16 protein-coding genes, 2 tRNA genes and 2 rRNA genes are annotated in these 19,860 nt (G+C 57.2%); 9 read left to right on the forward strand and 11 right to left on the reverse strand.

Annotation, left to right across the window (positions count from 1 at the left end):
- Positions 1-149: 149 nt before the first annotated feature.
- The 5 genes from C4J93_RS24140 to tyrS all read right to left on the reverse strand — a co-directional run bounded on the left by C4J93_RS24140 (position 150) and on the right by tyrS (position 6,789).
- Positions 150-3,041: ribosomal RNA gene (locus C4J93_RS24140) — 23S ribosomal RNA — on the reverse strand.
- 249 nt (positions 3,042-3,290) lie between these two features.
- Positions 3,291-3,366: transfer RNA gene (locus C4J93_RS24145), tRNA-Ala, on the reverse strand.
- A gap of 30 nt (positions 3,367-3,396) precedes the next feature.
- Positions 3,397-3,473 (reverse strand) — tRNA-Ile (locus C4J93_RS24150).
- An 82-nt stretch (positions 3,474-3,555) separates the two neighbouring features.
- Positions 3,556-5,092, reverse strand: a 16S ribosomal RNA gene (locus tag C4J93_RS24155).
- Together the 16S and 23S rRNA genes with 2 tRNA genes alongside form the textbook arrangement of a ribosomal RNA operon.
- Positions 5,093-5,589: 497 nt before the next feature.
- A complete protein-coding gene (gene tyrS / locus C4J93_RS24165; protein ID WP_124430608.1) occupies positions 5,590-6,789 on the reverse strand; it encodes a tyrosine--tRNA ligase in 1,200 nt (399 codons plus the stop codon).
- Positions 6,790-6,997: 208 nt separating this feature from the next.
- Here tyrS and C4J93_RS24175 point away from each other — a divergent pair, with 208 nt between their 5' ends.
- Both C4J93_RS24175 and C4J93_RS24180 read left to right on the forward strand, forming a co-directional pair.
- Positions 6,998-8,410 (forward strand): peptidoglycan DD-metalloendopeptidase family protein, encoded by a 1,413-nt coding sequence (locus C4J93_RS24175; RefSeq protein WP_124365211.1) that lies wholly within the window; start codon positions 6,998-7,000, stop codon positions 8,408-8,410.
- A gap of 3 nt (positions 8,411-8,413) precedes the next feature.
- Positions 8,414-9,505 (forward strand): anhydro-N-acetylmuramic acid kinase, encoded by a 1,092-nt coding sequence (locus C4J93_RS24180; protein ID WP_124372028.1) that lies wholly within the window; start codon positions 8,414-8,416, stop codon positions 9,503-9,505.
- 75 nt (positions 9,506-9,580) lie between these two features.
- Here the strand turns inward: C4J93_RS24180 and erpA are convergent, their stop codons facing one another.
- Positions 9,581-9,931, reverse strand: coding sequence for an iron-sulfur cluster insertion protein ErpA (erpA, locus tag C4J93_RS24185; RefSeq protein WP_003176443.1), 351 nt, complete (start codon positions 9,929-9,931; stop codon positions 9,581-9,583).
- Between the two features lie 164 nt (positions 9,932-10,095).
- Positions 10,096-11,130: an N-acetyl-gamma-glutamyl-phosphate reductase gene (gene argC / locus C4J93_RS24190; RefSeq protein ID WP_010206935.1), complete on the reverse strand. Its 1,035-nt coding sequence runs from the start codon at positions 11,128-11,130 to the stop codon at positions 10,096-10,098.
- Between the two features lie 135 nt (positions 11,131-11,265).
- Here argC and hemJ point away from each other — a divergent pair, with 135 nt between their 5' ends.
- The 6 genes from hemJ to coq7 all read left to right on the forward strand — a co-directional run bounded on the left by hemJ (position 11,266) and on the right by coq7 (position 15,681).
- The gene (gene hemJ / locus C4J93_RS24195; protein WP_124430609.1) at positions 11,266-11,694 is read left to right on the forward strand and encodes a protoporphyrinogen oxidase HemJ; all 429 of its coding nucleotides are present in this window, start codon (positions 11,266-11,268) and stop codon (positions 11,692-11,694) included.
- A gap of 23 nt (positions 11,695-11,717) precedes the next feature.
- A complete protein-coding gene (locus C4J93_RS24200; RefSeq protein ID WP_124430610.1) occupies positions 11,718-12,680 on the forward strand; it encodes a nitronate monooxygenase family protein in 963 nt (320 codons plus the stop codon).
- A 70-nt stretch (positions 12,681-12,750) separates the two neighbouring features.
- On the forward strand, positions 12,751-13,713 hold the full coding sequence (locus tag C4J93_RS24205) for a DUF805 domain-containing protein (protein ID WP_124430611.1): 963 nt from the start codon (positions 12,751-12,753) through the stop codon (positions 13,711-13,713).
- Between the two features lie 62 nt (positions 13,714-13,775).
- On the forward strand, positions 13,776-14,564 hold the full coding sequence (locus tag C4J93_RS24210; protein ID WP_124430612.1) for an SDR family oxidoreductase: 789 nt from the start codon (positions 13,776-13,778) through the stop codon (positions 14,562-14,564).
- 45 nt (positions 14,565-14,609) lie between these two features.
- Positions 14,610-14,948, forward strand: a complete 339-nt coding sequence (locus C4J93_RS24215; RefSeq protein ID WP_124364626.1) for a histidine triad nucleotide-binding protein — start codon at positions 14,610-14,612, stop codon at positions 14,946-14,948.
- Positions 14,949-15,033: 85 nt separating this feature from the next.
- Positions 15,034-15,681, forward strand: coding sequence for a 2-polyprenyl-3-methyl-6-methoxy-1,4-benzoquinone monooxygenase (gene coq7 / locus C4J93_RS24220; protein WP_124430613.1), 648 nt, complete (start codon positions 15,034-15,036; stop codon positions 15,679-15,681).
- Positions 15,682-15,821: 140 nt separating this feature from the next.
- On the opposite strand, the gene C4J93_RS24225 is transcribed toward coq7, so the two are convergent.
- Positions 15,822-16,244: an OsmC family protein gene (locus C4J93_RS24225; protein WP_124364628.1), complete on the reverse strand. Its 423-nt coding sequence runs from the start codon at positions 16,242-16,244 to the stop codon at positions 15,822-15,824.
- 245 nt (positions 16,245-16,489) lie between these two features.
- Here C4J93_RS24225 and crp point away from each other — a divergent pair, with 245 nt between their 5' ends.
- Positions 16,490-17,134, forward strand: coding sequence for a cAMP-activated global transcriptional regulator CRP (gene crp / locus C4J93_RS24230; RefSeq protein ID WP_124364629.1), 645 nt, complete (start codon positions 16,490-16,492; stop codon positions 17,132-17,134).
- Here the strand turns inward: crp and C4J93_RS24235 are convergent.
- The 3 genes from C4J93_RS24235 to trpD all read right to left on the reverse strand — a co-directional run bounded on the left by C4J93_RS24235 (position 17,131) and on the right by trpD (position 19,855).
- Positions 17,131-17,826 (reverse strand): lipoate--protein ligase family protein, encoded by a 696-nt coding sequence (locus C4J93_RS24235; protein ID WP_124430614.1) that lies wholly within the window; start codon positions 17,824-17,826, stop codon positions 17,131-17,133. The two genes, crp and C4J93_RS24235, sit on opposite strands and share 4 nt — an antisense overlap.
- 146 nt (positions 17,827-17,972) lie before the next feature.
- Positions 17,973-18,809 carry an indole-3-glycerol phosphate synthase TrpC gene (gene trpC / locus C4J93_RS24240; RefSeq protein ID WP_124430615.1) on the reverse strand — a complete coding sequence of 279 codons (837 nt, stop codon included), beginning with the start codon at positions 18,807-18,809 and terminating at the stop codon, positions 17,973-17,975.
- A complete protein-coding gene (gene trpD, locus C4J93_RS24245) occupies positions 18,806-19,855 on the reverse strand; it encodes an anthranilate phosphoribosyltransferase (protein WP_057723690.1) in 1,050 nt (349 codons plus the stop codon). Before trpD ends, trpC begins: the two co-directional genes overlap by 4 nt.
- Positions 19,856-19,860 lie beyond the last annotated feature (5 nt).

Raw genomic sequence — 19,860 nt, forward strand, 5'->3', positions numbered from 1 at the left:
TCGTGGCCATGTGGCCTCGCTTCAGCAAATTGGGTATGCGATAGGTTTCGGTGTTTTGCGAGCCTCGAACTTTCGGTTCATTGCGTCTTCACACACCGCAATCTGGTTGCTCTGGATTAAAGAGCCGACGCAAATTGCTTGGGTGTTATATGGTCAAGCCTCACGGGCAATTAGTATTGGTTAGCTCAACGCCTCACAGCGCTTACACACCCAACCTATCAACGTCGTAGTCTTCGACGGCCCTTCAGGGGACTCAAGGTCCCAGTGAGATCTCATCTTGAGGCTAGTTTCCCGCTTAGATGCTTTCAGCGGTTATCTATTCCGAACATAGCTACCCGGCAATGCCACTGGCGTGACAACCGGAACACCAGAGGTTCGTCCACTCCGGTCCTCTCGTACTAGGAGCAGCCCCTCTCAAATCTCAAACGTCCACGGCAGATAGGGACCGAACTGTCTCACGACGTTCTAAACCCAGCTCGCGTACCACTTTAAATGGCGAACAGCCATACCCTTGGGACCGGCTTCAGCCCCAGGATGTGATGAGCCGACATCGAGGTGCCAAACACCGCCGTCGATATGAACTCTTGGGCGGTATCAGCCTGTTATCCCCGGAGTACCTTTTATCCGTTGAGCGATGGCCCTTCCATACAGAACCACCGGATCACTAAGACCTACTTTCGTACCTGCTCGACGTGTCTGTCTCGCAGTCAAGCGCGCTTTTGCCTTTATACTCTACGACCGATTTCCGACCGGTCTGAGCGCACCTTCGTACTCCTCCGTTACTCTTTAGGAGGAGACCGCCCCAGTCAAACTACCCACCATACACTGTCCTCGATCCGGATAACGGACCTGAGTTAGAACCTCAAAGTTGCCAGGGTGGTATTTCAAGGTTGGCTCCACGCGAACTGGCGTCCACGCTTCAAAGCCTCCCACCTATCCTACACAAGCAAATTCAAAGTCCAGTGCAAAGCTATAGTAAAGGTTCACGGGGTCTTTCCGTCTAGCCGCGGATACACTGCATCTTCACAGCGATTTCAATTTCACTGAGTCTCGGGTGGAGACAGCGCCGCCATCGTTACGCCATTCGTGCAGGTCGGAACTTACCCGACAAGGAATTTCGCTACCTTAGGACCGTTATAGTTACGGCCGCCGTTTACCGGGGCTTCGATCAAGAGCTTCGCGTTAGCTAACCCCATCAATTAACCTTCCGGCACCGGGCAGGCGTCACACCCTATACGTCCACTTTCGTGTTTGCAGAGTGCTGTGTTTTTAATAAACAGTCGCAGCGGCCTGGTATCTTCGACCGGCATGAGCTTACGGAGCAAGTCCTTCACCCTCACCGGCGCACCTTCTCCCGAAGTTACGGTGCCATTTTGCCTAGTTCCTTCACCCGAGTTCTCTCAAGCGCCTTGGTATTCTCTACCCAACCACCTGTGTCGGTTTGGGGTACGGTTCCTGGTTACCTGAAGCTTAGAAGCTTTTCTTGGAAGCATGGCATCAACCACTTCGTCGTCTAAAAGACAACTCGTCATCAGCTCTCGGCCTTAAGATCCCGGATTTACCTAAGATCTCAGCCTACCACCTTAAACTTGGACAACCAACGCCAAGCTGGCCTAGCCTTCTCCGTCCCTCCATCGCAATAACCAGAAGTACAGGAATATTAACCTGTTTTCCATCGACTACGCTTTTCAGCCTCGCCTTAGGGACCGACTAACCCTGCGTCGATTAACGTTGCGCAGGAAACCTTGGTCTTTCGGCGTGGGTGTTTTTCACACCCATTGTCGTTACTCATGTCAGCATTCGCACTTCTGATACCTCCAGCAAGCTTCTCAACTCACCTTCACAGGCTTACAGAACGCTCCTCTACCGCATCACTTACGTGATACCCGTAGCTTCGGTGTATGGTTTGAGCCCCGTTACATCTTCCGCGCAGGCCGACTCGACTAGTGAGCTATTACGCTTTCTTTAAAGGGTGGCTGCTTCTAAGCCAACCTCCTAGCTGTCTAAGCCTTCCCACATCGTTTCCCACTTAACCATAACTTTGGGACCTTAGCTGACGGTCTGGGTTGTTTCCCTTTTCACGACGGACGTTAGCACCCGCCGTGTGTCTCCCATGCTCGGCACTTGTAGGTATTCGGAGTTTGCATCGGTTTGGTAAGTCGGGATGACCCCCTAGCCGAAACAGTGCTCTACCCCCTACAGTGATACATGAGGCGCTACCTAAATAGCTTTCGAGGAGAACCAGCTATCTCCGAGCTTGATTAGCCTTTCACTCCGATCCACAGGTCATCCGCTAACTTTTCAACGGTAGTCGGTTCGGTCCTCCAGTTAGTGTTACCCAACCTTCAACCTGCCCATGGATAGATCGCCCGGTTTCGGGTCTATTCCCAGCGACTAGACGCCCTATTAAGACTCGCTTTCGCTACGCCTCCCCTATTCGGTTAAGCTCGCCACTGAAAATAAGTCGCTGACCCATTATACAAAAGGTACGCAGTCACCTAACAAAGTAGGCTCCCACTGCTTGTACGCATACGGTTTCAGGATCTATTTCACTCCCCTCTCCGGGGTTCTTTTCGCCTTTCCCTCACGGTACTAGTTCACTATCGGTCAGTCAGTAGTATTTAGCCTTGGAGGATGGTCCCCCCATATTCAGACAAAGTTTCTCGTGCTCCGTCCTACTCGATTTCATGACTAAGAGATTTTCGCGTACAGGGCTATCACCCACTATGGCCGCACTTTCCAGAGCGTTCCGCTAATCTCAAAGCCACTTAAGGGCTAGTCCCCGTTCGCTCGCCACTACTAAGGGAATCTCGGTTGATTTCTTTTCCTCAGGGTACTTAGATGTTTCAGTTCCCCTGGTTCGCTCCATACACCTATGTATTCAGTGTAAGGTAACCATCTTATGATGGCTGGGTTCCCCCATTCAGACATCTCCGGATCAAAGTCTGTTTGCCGACTCCCCGAAGCTTTTCGCAGGCTACCACGTCTTTCATCGCCTCTGACTGCCAAGGCATCCACCGTATGCGCTTCTTCACTTGACCATATAACCCCAAGCAATCTGGTTATACTGTGAAGACAACATTCGCCGAAAATTCGATCATACTCAATTAAGAGCGACTCACAAATTTTACCTTAGCCTGAGCCGTTACCAGTGAAAGTAACGTTCAGTCTATCTTTCTATCACATACCCAAATTTTTAAAGAACGAACTAGTCAAAGACTAGAAATCAACATTCACCATCACAACAATGGAATGCTCATTTCTAAGCTTTCTACAAACAGAAGCAGTAGTGGTGGAGCCAAACGGGATCGAACCGTTGACCTCCTGCGTGCAAGGCAGGCGCTCTCCCAGCTGAGCTATGGCCCCGTATTTCTACAGGCGTTTCCCACACAAAATTGGTGGGTCTGGGCAGATTCGAACTGCCGACCTCACCCTTATCAGGGGTGCGCTCTAACCAACTGAGCTACAGACCCAATTTCGGGCTGCTTCTTTTCGTCTTCTTCAATGAATCAAGCAATTCGTGTGGGAACTTATGGAGCAGCTGATGTCGTCGATTAAGGAGGTGATCCAGCCGCAGGTTCCCCTACGGCTACCTTGTTACGACTTCACCCCAGTCATGAATCACACCGTGGTAACCGTCCTCCCGAAGGTTAGACTAGCTACTTCTGGTGCAACCCACTCCCATGGTGTGACGGGCGGTGTGTACAAGGCCCGGGAACGTATTCACCGCGACATTCTGATTCGCGATTACTAGCGATTCCGACTTCACGCAGTCGAGTTGCAGACTGCGATCCGGACTACGATCGGTTTTCTGGGATTAGCTCCACCTCGCGGCTTGGCAACCCTCTGTACCGACCATTGTAGCACGTGTGTAGCCCAGGCCGTAAGGGCCATGATGACTTGACGTCATCCCCACCTTCCTCCGGTTTGTCACCGGCAGTCTCCTTAGAGTGCCCACCATAACGTGCTGGTAACTAAGGACAAGGGTTGCGCTCGTTACGGGACTTAACCCAACATCTCACGACACGAGCTGACGACAGCCATGCAGCACCTGTCTCAATGTTCCCGAAGGCACCAATCCATCTCTGGAAAGTTCATTGGATGTCAAGGCCTGGTAAGGTTCTTCGCGTTGCTTCGAATTAAACCACATGCTCCACCGCTTGTGCGGGCCCCCGTCAATTCATTTGAGTTTTAACCTTGCGGCCGTACTCCCCAGGCGGTCAACTTAATGCGTTAGCTGCGCCACTAAGAGCTCAAGGCTCCCAACGGCTAGTTGACATCGTTTACGGCGTGGACTACCAGGGTATCTAATCCTGTTTGCTCCCCACGCTTTCGCACCTCAGTGTCAGTGTTGGTCCAGGTGGTCGCCTTCGCCACTGGTGTTCCTTCCTATATCTACGCATTTCACCGCTACACAGGAAATTCCACCACCCTCTACCACACTCTAGTCAGTCAGTTTTGAATGCAGTTCCCAGGTTGAGCCCGGGGATTTCACATCCAACTTAACAAACCACCTACGCGCGCTTTACGCCCAGTAATTCCGATTAACGCTTGCACCCTCTGTATTACCGCGGCTGCTGGCACAGAGTTAGCCGGTGCTTATTCTGTCGGTAACGTCAAAACAATCACGTATTAGGTAACTGCCCTTCCTCCCAACTTAAAGTGCTTTACAATCCGAAGACCTTCTTCACACACGCGGCATGGCTGGATCAGGCTTTCGCCCATTGTCCAATATTCCCCACTGCTGCCTCCCGTAGGAGTCTGGACCGTGTCTCAGTTCCAGTGTGACTGATCATCCTCTCAGACCAGTTACGGATCGTCGCCTTGGTGAGCCATTACCTCACCAACTAGCTAATCCGACCTAGGCTCATCTGATAGCGCAAGGCCCGAAGGTCCCCTGCTTTCTCCCGTAGGACGTATGCGGTATTAGCGTCCGTTTCCGAACGTTATCCCCCACTACCAGGCAGATTCCTAGGCATTACTCACCCGTCCGCCGCTCTCAAGAGAAGCAAGCTTCTCTCTACCGCTCGACTTGCATGTGTTAGGCCTGCCGCCAGCGTTCAATCTGAGCCATGATCAAACTCTTCAGTTCAAACATCTTTGGGTTTTTAAGAAACCCTAAACTTGGCTCAGCAATCGTTGGTTACATCTTTGATTTCTCGCGGAGTAACTTGTGATGCTGATAATCTTGTTGACTATCAGTCTGACTCCACAAGCACCCACACGAATTGCTTGATTCAGTTGTTAAAGAGCGGTTGGTTAAGAGCTATTCGTCTCAACCGAGGCGCGCATTCTACAGCAGCCTCATTTGCTGTCAAGCGGTTATTTTCAGAAGTTTTCGAAGATTTCTTCAACAACTTCAACCACTTGCGCTTGCGATCTCTCGTAAGCGGGAGGCGAATTCTACAGCGTTACACGCTGCTGTCAACACCTCTTTTTCAACTTCCTTTTGGCTTCGATGAACTGAAGCAACCTGCTGCCGAAAACTACTTAACTCATTGTTTACCAAGGAGTTTTCCGTTTCGACTGCGCCGGAAGTGGGGCGAATTATAGAGCGATATAATTCGCCGTCAAGCTCTAATTAACGACTTATTCGGATTTGAGCGTGATACGCGCAAATGCCTTCTTTCCCGCCTGGCAAACGTGAGTCGCACCCAGCTCGTATATAAAGGTGCGATCAACCACCTCGCCATCTATACGCACGCCACCCGAGCCGAGAAGGTCACGGGCAACCGCCGAGTTCTTCACCAGTCCCGCCTTATTAAGGACACCCGCGATCGGCATTGCCTCTGCCGCCGTCAACTCGATCTCCGGCAGATCGTCCGGCAACTCGCCATCCTTCATACGATTACCGGCCGCACGGTGAGCGTTGGCCGCAGCCTCTTCACCATGAAAGCGCGCCACGATCTCTTCGGCCAGCTTGATCTTCACATCACGCGGGTTGGCACCTGCCTCCACATCAGCACGCAACGCATTGATCTCATCCATCGAGCGGAAGCTCAGCAACTCGAAGTAACGCCACATCAACGAGTCCGGAATGGAAACCAGTTTGCCGTACATCACGCCCGGCGCTTCCTGGATGCCGACATAGTTGCCCAGCGACTTGGACATCTTCTTGACGCCGTCCAACCCCTCCAGCAACGGCATGGTCAAAATGCACTGAGCTTCCTGCCCATAGGCACGCTGCAGCTCACGCCCCATCAACAGGTTGAACTTCTGATCCGTCCCGCCCAGCTCGACGTCTGCGCGCAAAGCCACCGAGTCGTACCCCTGAACCAACGGGTAAAGAAACTCGTGGATCGCGATCGGCTGGTTGGTGGAGTAGCGCTTGTCGAAGTCGTCACGCTCGAGCATGCGCGCGACGGTATATTGCGACGTCAGGCGAATGAAGTCCGCCGGCCCCATCTGGTCCATCCAAGTGGAGTTGAATGCCACCTCGGTTTTGGCCGGATCAAGGATTTTGAATACCTGGGTCTTGTAGGTCTCGGCATTGTCGAGCACTTGCTCGCGAGTCAGCGGCGGACGCGTTGCGCTCTTGCCGCTCGGGTCGCCGATCATCCCGGTGAAGTCACCTATAAGGAAGATGACTTGATGACCCAGTTCCTGGAACTGACGCAGCTTATTAATAAGCACGGTATGGCCAAGGTGCAGATCCGGCGCGGTTGGGTCAAAGCCGGCCTTAATACGCAGGGGCTGGCCACGCTTGAGCTTTTCGACCAGCTCAGCTTCGACCAACAGTTCTTCCGCACCACGTTTTATCAGCGCTAGCTGCTCTTCAACCGACTTCATAACAGACCCGCAAGGCTCAGATTCAAAAGGGAACCAACCATACAAGATCAGGGACTAATTACAAGTTTTGCCCTGCGCACGGACACCATTGCGCAAGCCCAGCGTTCGCGAGCTTGCGCCACAGATGATTTGGTTATATTTTATACAGTTATTTCATCTTCATCATGTCATTCATCTTTTCCATTTCATCTTCAAAGTCAAAATACCTATGACCACTGAACCGTCTAAAGCGCCGCCGCTTTACCCGAAGACCCACCTGCTCGCCGCAAGTGGTATCGCCGCCCTTCTCAGCCTGGCACTCCTGGTATTCCCTTCCAGTGACGTAGAAGCCAAACGAACATCCCTAAGCCTCGACCTGGAAAGCCCTGTTGAGCAACTGACACAAGATCAAGACGCTTCCGACGCGCAACAAGCCACAAATACCCCTGCTGAGTCTCCGTTCGCACAGATTGAAAACACGCCTGAAGAGACTCAGGAAGCCGCCCAGGAAAAGCCCGCAGCAGTTGCAGCCAAGAGTCCTCAGCACCGCGAAGTGATCGTGAGTAAAGGCGACACGCTGTCAACGCTATTCGAAAAGGTCGGATTGCCTGCCGCTACCGTCAATGACGTCCTGGCCACCGATAAGCAAGCCAAGCAATTCACCCAGCTCAAACATGGGCAGAAGCTTGAGTTCGAACTGACGCCCGATGGCCAGTTGAACAACCTGCACACCAATATCAATGACCTGGAAAGCATCAGCCTGAGCAAAGGCGCAAAGGGTTTTGCCTTCAATCGCATCACCACCAAACCGGTCATGCGCTCAGCCTACGTACACGGCGTGATCAATAGCTCGCTGTCGCAATCCGCCGCCCGCGCGGGCCTGTCCCACAGCATGACCATGGACATGGCCAGCGTATTTGGCTACGACATCGACTTCGCCCAGGACATTCGCCAGGGTGACGAATTCGATGTGATCTACGAACAGAAAGTTGCCAACGGCAAAGTGGTCGGCACTGGCAACATCCTTTCTGCGCGCTTCACCAACCGCGGCAAAACCTACACCGCAGTGCGCTACACCAACAAACAGGGCAACAGCAGTTACTACACCGCTGATGGCAACAGCATGCGCAAGGCGTTCATCCGCACACCGGTGGACTTCGCTCGTATTAGCTCGCGCTTCTCCATGGGTCGCAAGCATCCAATTCTGAACAAAATCCGCGCTCACAAAGGTGTCGACTATGCCGCTCCCCGTGGCACGCCAATCAAGGCAGCTGGCGACGGTAAGGTTCTGTTGGCCGGGCGTCGCGGTGGTTACGGCAACACAGTGATCATTCAGCACGGCAACACCTACCGTACGCTGTATGGCCACATGCAAGGGTTTGCCAAGGGCGTCAAAACCGGTGGCAACGTGAAGCAGGGGCAAGTGATCGGTTACATCGGCACGACCGGCCTGTCCACCGGGCCGCACTTGCATTATGAATTCCAGGTCAACGGAGTACACGTTGATCCATTGGGCCAGAAACTCCCGATGGCCGACCCGATCGCCAAAGCAGAACGCGCGCGCTTCATGCAACAAAGCCAGCCACTGATGGCCCGTATGGATCAGGAGCGCTCCACCCTGCTGGCTTCGGCGAAGCGTTAAGGCATGCCGCGTTATATCGGTGTGATGTCCGGGACCAGTCTCGATGGCCTGGATATCGCCCTTATCGAACAAGATTCGGCGATCAGTCTGATCGCCACCCATTACATCCCCATGCCTGCCCCTCTGCGCGCCGAGCTGCTAAGCCTGTGCGCCAGCGGCCCGGATGAGATCGCCCGTTCGGCAATCGCCCAGCAATCCTGGGTGACACTCGCCGCTCAAGGCATCCGCGCTTTGCTGGACCAGCAAAACCTCACACCCCAGGACATCCGCGCGATTGGCAGCCATGGGCAGACCATCCGCCATGAACCTGCCCGAGGTTTTACGGTACAGATCGGCAATCCTGCGTTGCTCACCGAGCTGACTGGCATCACGGTGGTCAGTGACTTCCGCAGCCGCGACGTAGCCGCAGGCGGTCAGGGCGCACCCTTGGTACCTGCCTTCCACGAGGCGCTGTTCGGTGAAAGTACCGGCAAGCGTGCGGTGTTGAATGTCGGCGGTTTCAGCAACCTGAGCCTGATAGAAACCGGCAGGCCGGTATCGGGCTTCGACTGCGGCCCGGGTAATGTCTTGCTGGACGCGTGGATTCATCATCAACGCGGCGAACACTTTGATCGTGACGGGCAATGGGCAGCAAGCGGCAAGGTTCAGCCGCAGCTACTCAACACGCTGCTCAGCGACCCTTTTTTCGCGACCAAAGGCCCGAAAAGTACCGGCCGGGAAGTTTTCAATCTGCGTTGGCTGCAGCAACATCTCGACGGGTTGCCAGCGTTTCTTCCCGAGGACGTGCAAGCCACATTGCTGGAGCTGACCAGCCTGACCATCGTCGAATCCCTGCAAAGCGCCCAACCTCAGACAGAAACCCTGTTGATATGCGGCGGCGGCGCCCACAACGGGACGCTGATGAATCGATTGGCCGCGCTGCTACCGTCCACACAGGTCAGTAGCACCGCGCTCTATGGCGTAGACCCGGACTGGGTGGAAGCCATGGCCTTCGCCTGGCTGGCCCACTGCTGCCTGGAAGGCATCGCCGCGAACCGCCCTAGCGTCACGGGTGCTCGCGGGCTGCGCGTGCTGGGCGCGATCTACCCGGCCTGATCTCCAGGCAGCAAAACGCCGCTTGGCCGATAAAAGCCAAGCGGCGTTTTTTTATGCGTGCAAATCAGGCTTCGATCAGATCGAGAACGACGACCCGCAACCACAGGTCGTCGTAGCGTTAGGGTTCTTGATCACGAAACGCGACCCCTCGAGCCCTTCCTGGTAATCCACTTCAGCACCCGCCAGGTATTGGAAGCTCATCGGATCAACGACCAGGCTCACGCCCTCGCGCTCAACGATGGTGTCATCATCGGCCACATCTTCATCGAAGGTAAAACCGTACTGAAACCCTGAACAACCGCCGCCCGTAACGAATACGCGCAGCTTCAAGCGATCATTACCCTCTTCATCGACCAGGCTCTTCACCTTGTGCGCAGCACCGTGGGTGAATTGCAAAGCCGTGGGGGTGAAGGATTCAACGCTCATGCTGATAATCTCCCGGCGTAGCGCCGCCATATGCGTAATGGCCGGTATTATCCGCTTCTCCTAGAAAAGCGGTCAACTATTGTTACGGTATATCAATCTGCGTTGCACCCCGTAAAAATACAAAAGGCCCGACTTACGGGCCTTTTGCGCATCAGGGCGACGCCTTACGGCAACATGCCCGCATGGGACAAGCCCAGCTTCTCATCCAGACCAAACAGGATGTTCATGTTCTGCACCGCCTGGCCCGATGCGCCCTTGACCAGGTTATCGATCACCGACAGCACCACCACCAGGTCGCCATCCTGCGGACGATGCACCGCAATCCGGCACACGTTGGCGCCCCGCACGCTACGAGTTTCCGGATGGCTGCCCGCCGGCATCACATCGACGAACGGTTCGTTGGCATAACGCTTTTCGAACAATGCCTGCAGGTCTACCGAGCGATCGACAACGGTCGCGTACAACGTGGAGTGGATCCCACGGATCATCGGCGTCAGGTGCGGTACGAAGGTCAGGCCCACGTCCTTACCCGCAGCACGGCGCAGCCCCTGGCGGATTTCAGGCAGGTGACGATGCCCTTTGACTGCATAGGCTTTCATGCTTTCCGAGGTTTCGGAGTACAGCGAGCCCACTGCGGCTCCACGACCAGCACCGCTGACGCCCGACTTGCAGTCCGCGATCAGACGCGAAGCATCCGCCAAGCCGGCTTCCAGCAGCGGCAGGAAACCCAGCTGGGTCGCAGTCGGATAGCAACCCGGCACCGCGATCAGGCGGGCTTGCTTGATCTGCTCACGATTGACTTCCGGCAAGCCGTACACCGCCTCCTCCAGTAACTCTGGCGCGCCGTGGGGCTGGCCGTACCACTTGGCCCACTCATCGGCATCTTGCAGGCGGAAGTCCGCCGACAGATCGATAACCTTGGTGCCCGCCGCCAACAGCTCGCCGGCCAACGCGTGCGCAACCCCGTGAGGCGTGGCGAAGAACACCACATCGCAGGCGCCCAACGTCTTGATGTCCGGCACGCTGAAGGCCAGGCCGTCGTAGTGGCCTCGCAGGTTCGGGTACATATCGGCCACGGCCAGGCCAGCCTCGGAGCGTGAAGTGATGACCACCACCTCAGCCTGCGGATGCTGAGCCAACAGACGCAGCAATTCGACACCGGTGTAACCCGTGCCGCCGACGATACCGACCTTGACCATAAACCTGCCCTCAACGAACCCACTGGAAAGCCGTCGATAATAGGGGCCGTATCGCCCTGCGACAACCGCCAACGTGACGTACGGGCGCATGAGCTACTACTATCTTCGCTACCGTGAACCTGGGAATTACTAAAAATGCTCTATCTATGGGTCAAAGCCTTCCATATCGTCAGCGTCGTCTGCTGGTTTGCCGGGTTGTTCTACCTGCCACGCCTGTTTGTCTACCACGCCCAAAGTGAAGACACCGTCAGCAAGGAGCGCTTCAGCGTCATGGAGCGCAAGCTGTACCGGGGCATCATGGGCCCGGCGATGGTTGCCACGCTGGTCTTCGGCATCTGGTTGCTGGTGCTCAACCCCGGTATCTTCCAATCGGGCGCGTGGATCCACGCCAAACTCACCCTGGTCGTCCTGCTGATCGGCTACCACCACATGTGTGGCGCGCAGGTAAAACGCTTCGCCCGTGGCGAAAACACCCGCAGCCATGTCTTTTATCGGTGGTTCAATGAAGTGCCCGTTCTGATATTGCTGGCGGTCGTAATTCTGGTCGTGGTCAAACCGTTTTAACGTCATTACCCGGGGAACCTCCAATGTCGCTGCCCGCCCTGCTTGAACAACGTCTGCGCCTGCCTGTGGTGGCTGCGCCGATGTTCCTGATTTCCAACCCGCAACTGGTGCTGGCCTGCTGCCGCAACGGGGTCGTCGGCAGTTTCCCGGCACTCAATCAACGCGAAAGCAGCGGCTTCAGGGCCTGGCTGGAGGAAATCGAAGCCGGCCTGGCGCTGTTGGATAACCCAGCGCCCTATGCCGTCAACCTGATCGTGCACAACAGTAACCCACGACTGGCGGCCGACCTGGCGATCTGCGTCGAGCACAAAGTGCCCATCGTTATCACCAGCCTCGGTGCGGTGAAGGAACTGGTCGATGCCGTGCACAGCTACGGCGGCCTGGTGTTTCATGACGTAACTACTCGTCGCCATGCCGAAAAAGCCGCTGAAGCAGGCGTAGACGGCCTGATCGCGGTCGCTGCCGGCGCGGGCGGTCACGCCGGCACCTGGAGCCCGTTCGCGCTGATTGCCGAGATACGCCAGTTCTTCGACAAAACCCTGTTGCTGGCCGGCTGTCTCAACCACGGTCGGGAGATTCTCGCCGCCCAAGTGCTTGGCGCGGACCTGGCGTATTTCGGCACGCGCTTTATCGGCACCACCGAAAGCCATGCCCCGGATGCGTATAAAGAGATGCTGCTCACAGCGCGCGCCGCCGACATAGTGCACACTCCGGCTGTTTCCGGCGTACCTGCAAGCTTTATGCGCCAGAGCCTGGAAAACGCCGGTTTTGATCTCGCAGCCCTTCAAGGCAAAGGTGAGGTCAACCTCGGCTCCAAGCTCAAACCGTTGAGTGATGAGGCCAAAGCATGGAAGACTGTATGGTCTGCCGGCCAAGGCGTCGGTGAGATCACTGATTTGCCGAGCGTGGATGAACTCGTCGCGCGACTGGATGCGCAATACCGCCAGGCACGCGAAAGCGCGGCACAATTGCGCTGGCCACGTTGAACCAAATACCAGGCCTGCCAATTGGGCAGCCTGCATACCCCTCCCCTGATCAAGTGACAAGGATGCCCGCATGAGCGACAGCCGTTTCAAGATTGTGTTCGACGGAGCCTTGCGCCCGGGTGTCGAAAGCACCACCGCCAAACTGAACCTCGCCGAGCTGTTCAAGAGCGATGTCGAAGCGATCGAAAAGCTTTTCACCGGCCGCCCGGTCGCGCTCAAGCGCGATCTGTCCCGCGCCGATGCCGACACCTACCTCACCGCCTTGCAAAACGCCGGCGTCGAGGCACGTATCGAAGCCGAACAACCCGTAGCTTTCAGCCTTGCCGAAACCCACGAAACAGGCGCATCGGCCTCGGACTTCTCGCACACCGCCGCATCGCCTTACGCACCGCCACGCGCTGCGGTCGGTGATAACTTGCCCGAGTACGCCACGCTCAAGGTCTTCACTATCCACGGGCGTATCGGTCGCCTGCGCTATCTCGCCTGGACGCTGGCACTGACCGTCGCGATGCTTGTGGCTGCAGGCATCATCAGCACCGTGGGTTTCGCGGTGGCCACTGCCTCGCCAACGATCGCGATCATTCTCGGTTCGCTGCTGGGCTTTGCACTGTTCGTTGCGCTCGTCGTGGTAAGCGTGCAAATCGGCGTGCAGCGCCTGCACGACCTGGGCTGGTCTGGCTGGCTGTACTTGCTGAACCTGGTTCCGCTGGTGAACAGCGTGTTCCCTCTGTTGCTGCTGGTACTGCCGGGTAACACTGGCGCCAACCAGTACGGTGCGCCCCCACCGCGCAACTCCACAGCGGTTAAAATCCTGGCTTCGTTGTGGCTGGCGTTTATCCCGTTGATGCTCATCGTCGTGGTCACCCTGGGCATGAACGGCTACCTGGATCAACTCGAAGCCAACATGGGCAGCAGCTATGAAAGCAGCTCCCTGAGCACCGATGAAGATGCCGACCAGAGCGGCATCGTTGATGAAGACGCCGCGCAAAGTGCTGACGACGCGGCCGAACCTGTAGACTCTCCAGAACAGTGAAGAAACGCCCGCCGCCTGTGATGCCTCTGTCACAGGCCGGCGGCGTTGCGATGGAGAAAGGCATGACCCGTTACGCTCTGATCACCGGTGCCTCCAGCGGTATCGGCCTGGCTTTGGCCGAAGCCCTGGCCCGACGTGGCCGCAGCTTGATTCTGGTGGCCCGCCAGCGTGATCAGTTGGAAAGCATTGCGATCGAATTGACTCAGCGTTTCGGCGTCGAGGTGCTGTTTCGCGCCTGTGACCTTGGCGAGCCGCTGCGGTTGTCGGGTTTTTTGCTGGAACTCGAAGAAGGTGAACGGCAGATCGACCTGCTGGTCAACTGCGCCGGTATCGGCACCAGCGGGCCGTTCCTGGCCCAGGACTGGATGACCGAGCAGGACCTGATCGAAGTCAACGTCCTCGCCCTGACCCGCATGTGCCATGCGTTGGGCAATGCCATGGCGCTGCACGGCGGCGGGCAGATTCTCAACGTGGCCTCGGTCGCCGCCTTCCAGCCAGGCCCGTGGATGAGCAGCTACTACGCAAGCAAAGCCTATGTGCTGCATTTTTCCGAAGGCTTGCGCGAGGAACTGAAGACCTGTGGCATCAAGGTCTCGGTGCTGTGCCCAGGCCCTACGCGCACCGCCTTCTTCGGTACCGCGCAAATGGACACCGCAAAGCTCGACCGCAGCCAACAGTTGATGAGTCCCGAAGAAGTCGCGCTCTATACCGTGCGTGCGCTGGAAAAGAACAAGGCCATTATCATCCCCGGACGGCGCAACCGCTGGCTGGCATTCAGCCCACGTCTGAGCCCGCGCTGGCTGAGCCGCAAAATTGCCGGCGCCATCAACAAGGCCTATTGCCCGCGTTGACCGCTTGAGTACACTCACCTTCACTTTCACCCTGGAGAAACAGCTGTGGATACTCTGTTCACCAAGATCATCAACCGGGAAATACCCGCGAACATCATCTATGAAGATGACCAGGTCCTGGCTTTCCACGACATCGCCCCACAGGCGCCGGTCCATTTTCTGGTCATCCCGAAAAAGCCCATTCGCACCCTCAATGACCTGACCGAAGACGACAAAGCCCTGGCCGGCCATATCCTGTTCACCGCCCAGCGCCTGGCGGTGGAACTAGGCTGCGAAAAAGGCTTCCGCGTGGTGATGAACTGCAACGAAGACGGCGGGCAGACCGTTTACCACATTCATATGCATGTGCTGGGTCAGCGCCAGATGAACTGGCCACCGGGCTGAGTGCGCAGGGGCAAATTGACTCAGCGCAAACGCGCCGTCCTCTCTTGCGGTAAACTGGCCGCCGAGATTCTTCCCGGAGGTCAGCATGACTACCCAACGTCACTACTCGCCGATTGACCGTCTGTTGCTGCAAGCCGACACGGCCATGCGTACGCTGCTGCCGTTCAGCGGCCAACCGTACCGCCCGTCACCCGCCATCGTGCAGCCGGACGCACAGATGAGCGAGACCGAGACCCGCCATGTAGCTGGCCTGATGCGCATCAACCACACCGGTGAAGTCTGTGCCCAGGCGTTGTACCAGGGCCAGGCCCTGACCGCCAAGTTACCGCAGGTACGTGCAGCGATGGAGCACGCGGCCGAGGAAGAGATCGACCACCTGGCGTGGTGCGAACAACGCATTCGCCAGCTGGGCAGTCATCCCAGCGTGCTGAACCCGCTGTTCTACGGTTTGTCGTTCGGTATCGGTGCCGCTGCCGGCCTGATCAGTGACAAGGTCAGCCTCGGTTTTGTCGCAGCCACCGAACGCCAGGTCTGCAAGCACCTGGACGAACACCTCGAACAACTGCCGACCGAGGACGGAAAGTCCCGGGCCATTCTTGAGCAGATGCGCATCGATGAAGAACATCACGCTGAAAGCGCACTGGATGCCGGCGGCTTCCGCTTTCCTGCGCCGGTGAGATTCGGCATGAGCATGCTGGCCAAAGTCATGACCAAGAGCACCTACAGAATCTGAAGCATGAAGATCATTCCCACGCTCCGCGTGGGAATGCCACCCAGGACCCCCGCGTCCCGCTTTCAGCGCAAAATCCGGCACCTGCGCAAGGGTGACGCGGAGCGTCACGAGATGCATTCCCACGCAGAGCGCGGGAACGATCAACCCAACTCGACTATTTCGTAATCATGGGTAATGGCCACACCGGCCGCGCCCAGCATGATCGACGCCGAGCAGTACTTCTCCGCCGACAGCTCGATGGCACGCTTGACCTGCGCTTCCTTCAGCGCGCGCCCCTTGACCACAAAATGCATATGGATCTTGGTAAACACCTTGGGATCTTCGGTTGCGCGTTCGGCTTCCAGGAAGGCTTCGCAGCTTTCCACGGCCTGACGGGATTTTTTCAGGATACTGACCACGTCGAAATTGCTGCAACCACCGACACCCAGCAGCAACATTTCCATCGGGCGTACGCCCAGGTTGCGGCCACCGGCTTCCGGCGGGCCGTCCATCACCACCACATGGCCACTGCCCGATTCACCGAGGAACATGGCTTCGCCCGCCCATTGGATGCGTGCCTTCATCGCCCAGACTCCACTGCTAAAAAAGGGTCGCCAGCTTAGCACAGGGCCTCGCAGCGGCAGCGCCCTGCAGGAAAACGATCAATAACAGCGTTTGCCGGTGAAATACGCTAATCGAGTCAGAATGTGTCTGGTAAGCTGGCGCCAAATCAATGGCGCATTGCCATCGTTTGTACAGCGCATATCAATGCCGGTCGCGCTGATAAAAACAAATCCAACCACATCGTGCAGTTTTTCGGGATACAACCATGGTTGCTCTTACTCCCACACCCAAGATCAAGAACCTCGACAAGCTGCTGATGCACTGCCAGCGCCGGCGTCATCCGGCCAAGCACAACATCATCTGCGCGGGCGAGCGCTCCGAAACGCTGTTCTTCATCATCAAGGGCTCGGTCACCATCCTGATCGAGGACGAAGACGGTCGCGAAATGATCATCGCCTACCTCAACACCGGGGATTTCTTCGGCGAGCTGGGGCTGTTCGAGCAGGCCGGCAAGGAGCAACAGCGCAGCGCTTGGGTGCGCACCAAGGTGGAGTGCGAAGTGGCCGAGATCAGCTATACGAAATTTCGCGAACTGGCCCAACATGATCCCGACATTCTGTATGCCCTGAGTGGGCAGATCGCCCAACGTCTGCGCGATACCACGCGCAAGGTCGGCGACCTGGCGTTCTTCGACGTGACTGGGCGTGTCGCTCGCTGCCTGCTGGAGCTGTGCAAGCAGCCAGACGCCATGACCCACCCCGACGGGATGCAGATCAAGGTCACGCGCCAGGAAATCGGGCGCATCGTGGGCTGTTCGCGGGAAATGGTGGGGCGCGTGCTCAAGGACCTGGAAGAGCGCAACTTGGTGCACGTCAAAGGCAAGACGATGGTGGTGTTCGGAACCCGTTAACCTGGCAGCAAGCCTGCCAACATCTGACGGTACAAGGTGTCGAGCCGGCTGAGCACGTCCGGCACCGGAAACACTTCGTGCAGCGCGATATGGCTCTCGGCACGCACCCGCTGTTCCAGGCCACAGGCTTGATTGAAACGATTGACCGCCGCAGCCAACTCATCGCGATCGTTATCCAGCAATAAAGCACCGTGTACCAAACCCACTGGGCGACCAGCGCTCTGCCGCCAGCGTTGGGCCGTGCCGACCATTTTCCGGCCGTTGAGATTGACGTTGTAACGACCGTCGCAGAACGCGCCGTCAATTTCGCCAATAGACGCCTCGCCGCCCAATTCAAGCAGCACGTCGCAGATTGGCTGGCACAGACGCTGGTAGCCGGTTTCGATGCGCCCTTGATCCCCCTCACTGCGCGGCGGCGCATAGACCAAGGCGATATTGGCCGTGGCGGCCGACTGCGGCACCGGCTCACCGCCGGTTTCGCGCAACAGCACCGGCCAACCGGCCTCTGCCGAGACTCGGCTGGCCGCTTCAAAAGCCGGCAATCGACTCAAACGGCGCGGCATGACCAAGGCTTGATCGTTGGGTTGCCAGAACAACAGCCCGTATTCCCGCTCACCTGCGCAGACGGCGGCCAGCAAGTCCTGCTCGGCGGCAAGGCCTGCTTGTACAGTCATCGAAACCAGCTTAGTCATCTACATTGACCTACCTGAATAAGCACAAGACCAATGTGGGAGGAGGCTTGCTCCCGATGGCGGGGTATCAGTTGTGAATCAGTCAACTGAACCACCGCTATCGGGAGCAAGCCCCCTCCCACATTTTGATCGCGTTTCAAATCGATTCAATCGAGCGTGGAACCGCTGACCACCACACCCCGCTCCGGGAAGAACAGACGCTGCAGTTCCGCCCCTGGGTTCTCGGCGCGCATGAACGTCTCGCCGACCAGGAACGAATACACCTCGCTGATCTCCATCAGCTCCACATCGGCACGGTTGACGATGCCGCTCTCGGTGATCACCAAGCGGTCACGCGGAATACGCGGCAGCAGGTCGAGGGTGGTTTCCAGGCTGACGTCGAAGGTGTGCAGGTTACGGTTGTTGACCCCCACCAGCGGTGTGTCGAGGGTCTTCAGTGCACGCTCCAACTCGTCGCCGTCGTGCACTTCGACCAATACATCCAGGCCCACACTCTTGGCTACCGCTGCCAGCTCGGCCATCTTCACGTCATCCAGGGCGGAAACGATCAGCAGCACACAATCGGCGCCCAGGGCGCGCGCTTCGACGATCTGGTAGGGATCAACCATGAAATCCTTGCGGATCACCGGCAATGTGCACGCGGCGCGCGCCTGCTGCAGGAACAGATCAGAACCCTGGAAGAAATCAACATCGGTCAGTACGGACAGGCACGTCGCCCCACCCTTTTCATAGCTGACGGCGATTTCCTGTGGCACGAAGTGCTCGCGGATCACACCTTTGCTCGGTGAGGCCTTCTTGATCTCGGCGATCACCGCCGGCTGCTTCTTCTTGGCCTGTTCGAGCAAGGCCTTGGCAAACCCTCGTGGTGCATCAGCAGCTTTTGCCAGGGCTTCCAGCTCGGCCAGGCTCACACGGGCACGGCGCTCGGCGACTTCTTCAGCCTTGCGCGCCAGGATTTTTTCCAGAACGGTCGGAACACTCATGCTTCATTCTCCATCTTGAATACGGCGGTGAATGCTCCGAGTTCTTCAAGTTTCTCGCGAGCCAGACCGGTGTGCAGCGCATCGTGGGCCAAGGCGACACCTTCCTTAAGACTATAGGCATGGTCGGCTGCGTAAAGTGCCGCGCCAGCATTGAGCACAATCATTTCCGCGGCTTTTTGACCGTTTTCGGTCTTGCGTCGCCCCAAGGCATCACGAATCAATTCAAGCGACGCCGCCGGACTTTCCACCGCCAGGCCATGCAGGCTCTGGCTCTTCATGCCCAGGTCCTCAGGCTCGACCCAATATTCTGTGACCTGGTCGTTCTTCAACTCCGCCACGAAGGTTGGCGCCGCCAGGCTGAATTCGTCCAGGCCATCTTTGGAATGCACCACCAGCACATGCTTGCTGCCCAGGCGCTGCAGCACTTCGGCCAATGGCCGGCACAACGCCTGGCTGAATACACCGACGACTTGATGCTTCACACCGGCCGGATTCGTAAGCGGGCCGAGCATATTGAACAGGGTACGCAGGCCGAGGTCCTTGCGCGGGCCGGCCGCGTGTTTCATCGCGCCGTGGTGGGATTGGGCGAACATGAAGCCAATGCCGACGCTGTCGATGCAGCGTGCCACCTGTACCGGCGTCAGGTTCAGGTAGATGCCGGCCGCTTCCAGCAGGTCCGCGCTGCCACTTTTGCCGGACACCGCGCGGTTGCCGTGCTTGGCCACGGTGCAACCCGCTGCCGCGACCACGAACGAGGACGCCGTCGATACGTTGAAGATGTTCGCACCGTCGCCGCCGGTGCCGACCACATCGACCACGCCGTCGAGGGTCTTGAGTTCGACCTTGTCCGCCAGTTCACGCATCACCGATACGGCGCCGACGATTTCGTCGATGCTTTCGCTCTTCATGCGCATGGCCATCATAAAGGCGCCGATTTGTGCGTCGGAGCACTGGCCGGTCATGATCTCGCGCATCACATCGCTCATTTCAGCGGTGCTCAGGTCCAGGTGGCCGACGATACGACCCAGGGCAGTCTTGATATCCATGGAAA

The sequence above is a fragment of the Pseudomonas sp. R2-37-08W genome (genome assembly GCF_003851705.1).
GTDB lineage: Bacteria > Pseudomonadota > Gammaproteobacteria > Pseudomonadales > Pseudomonadaceae > Aquipseudomonas.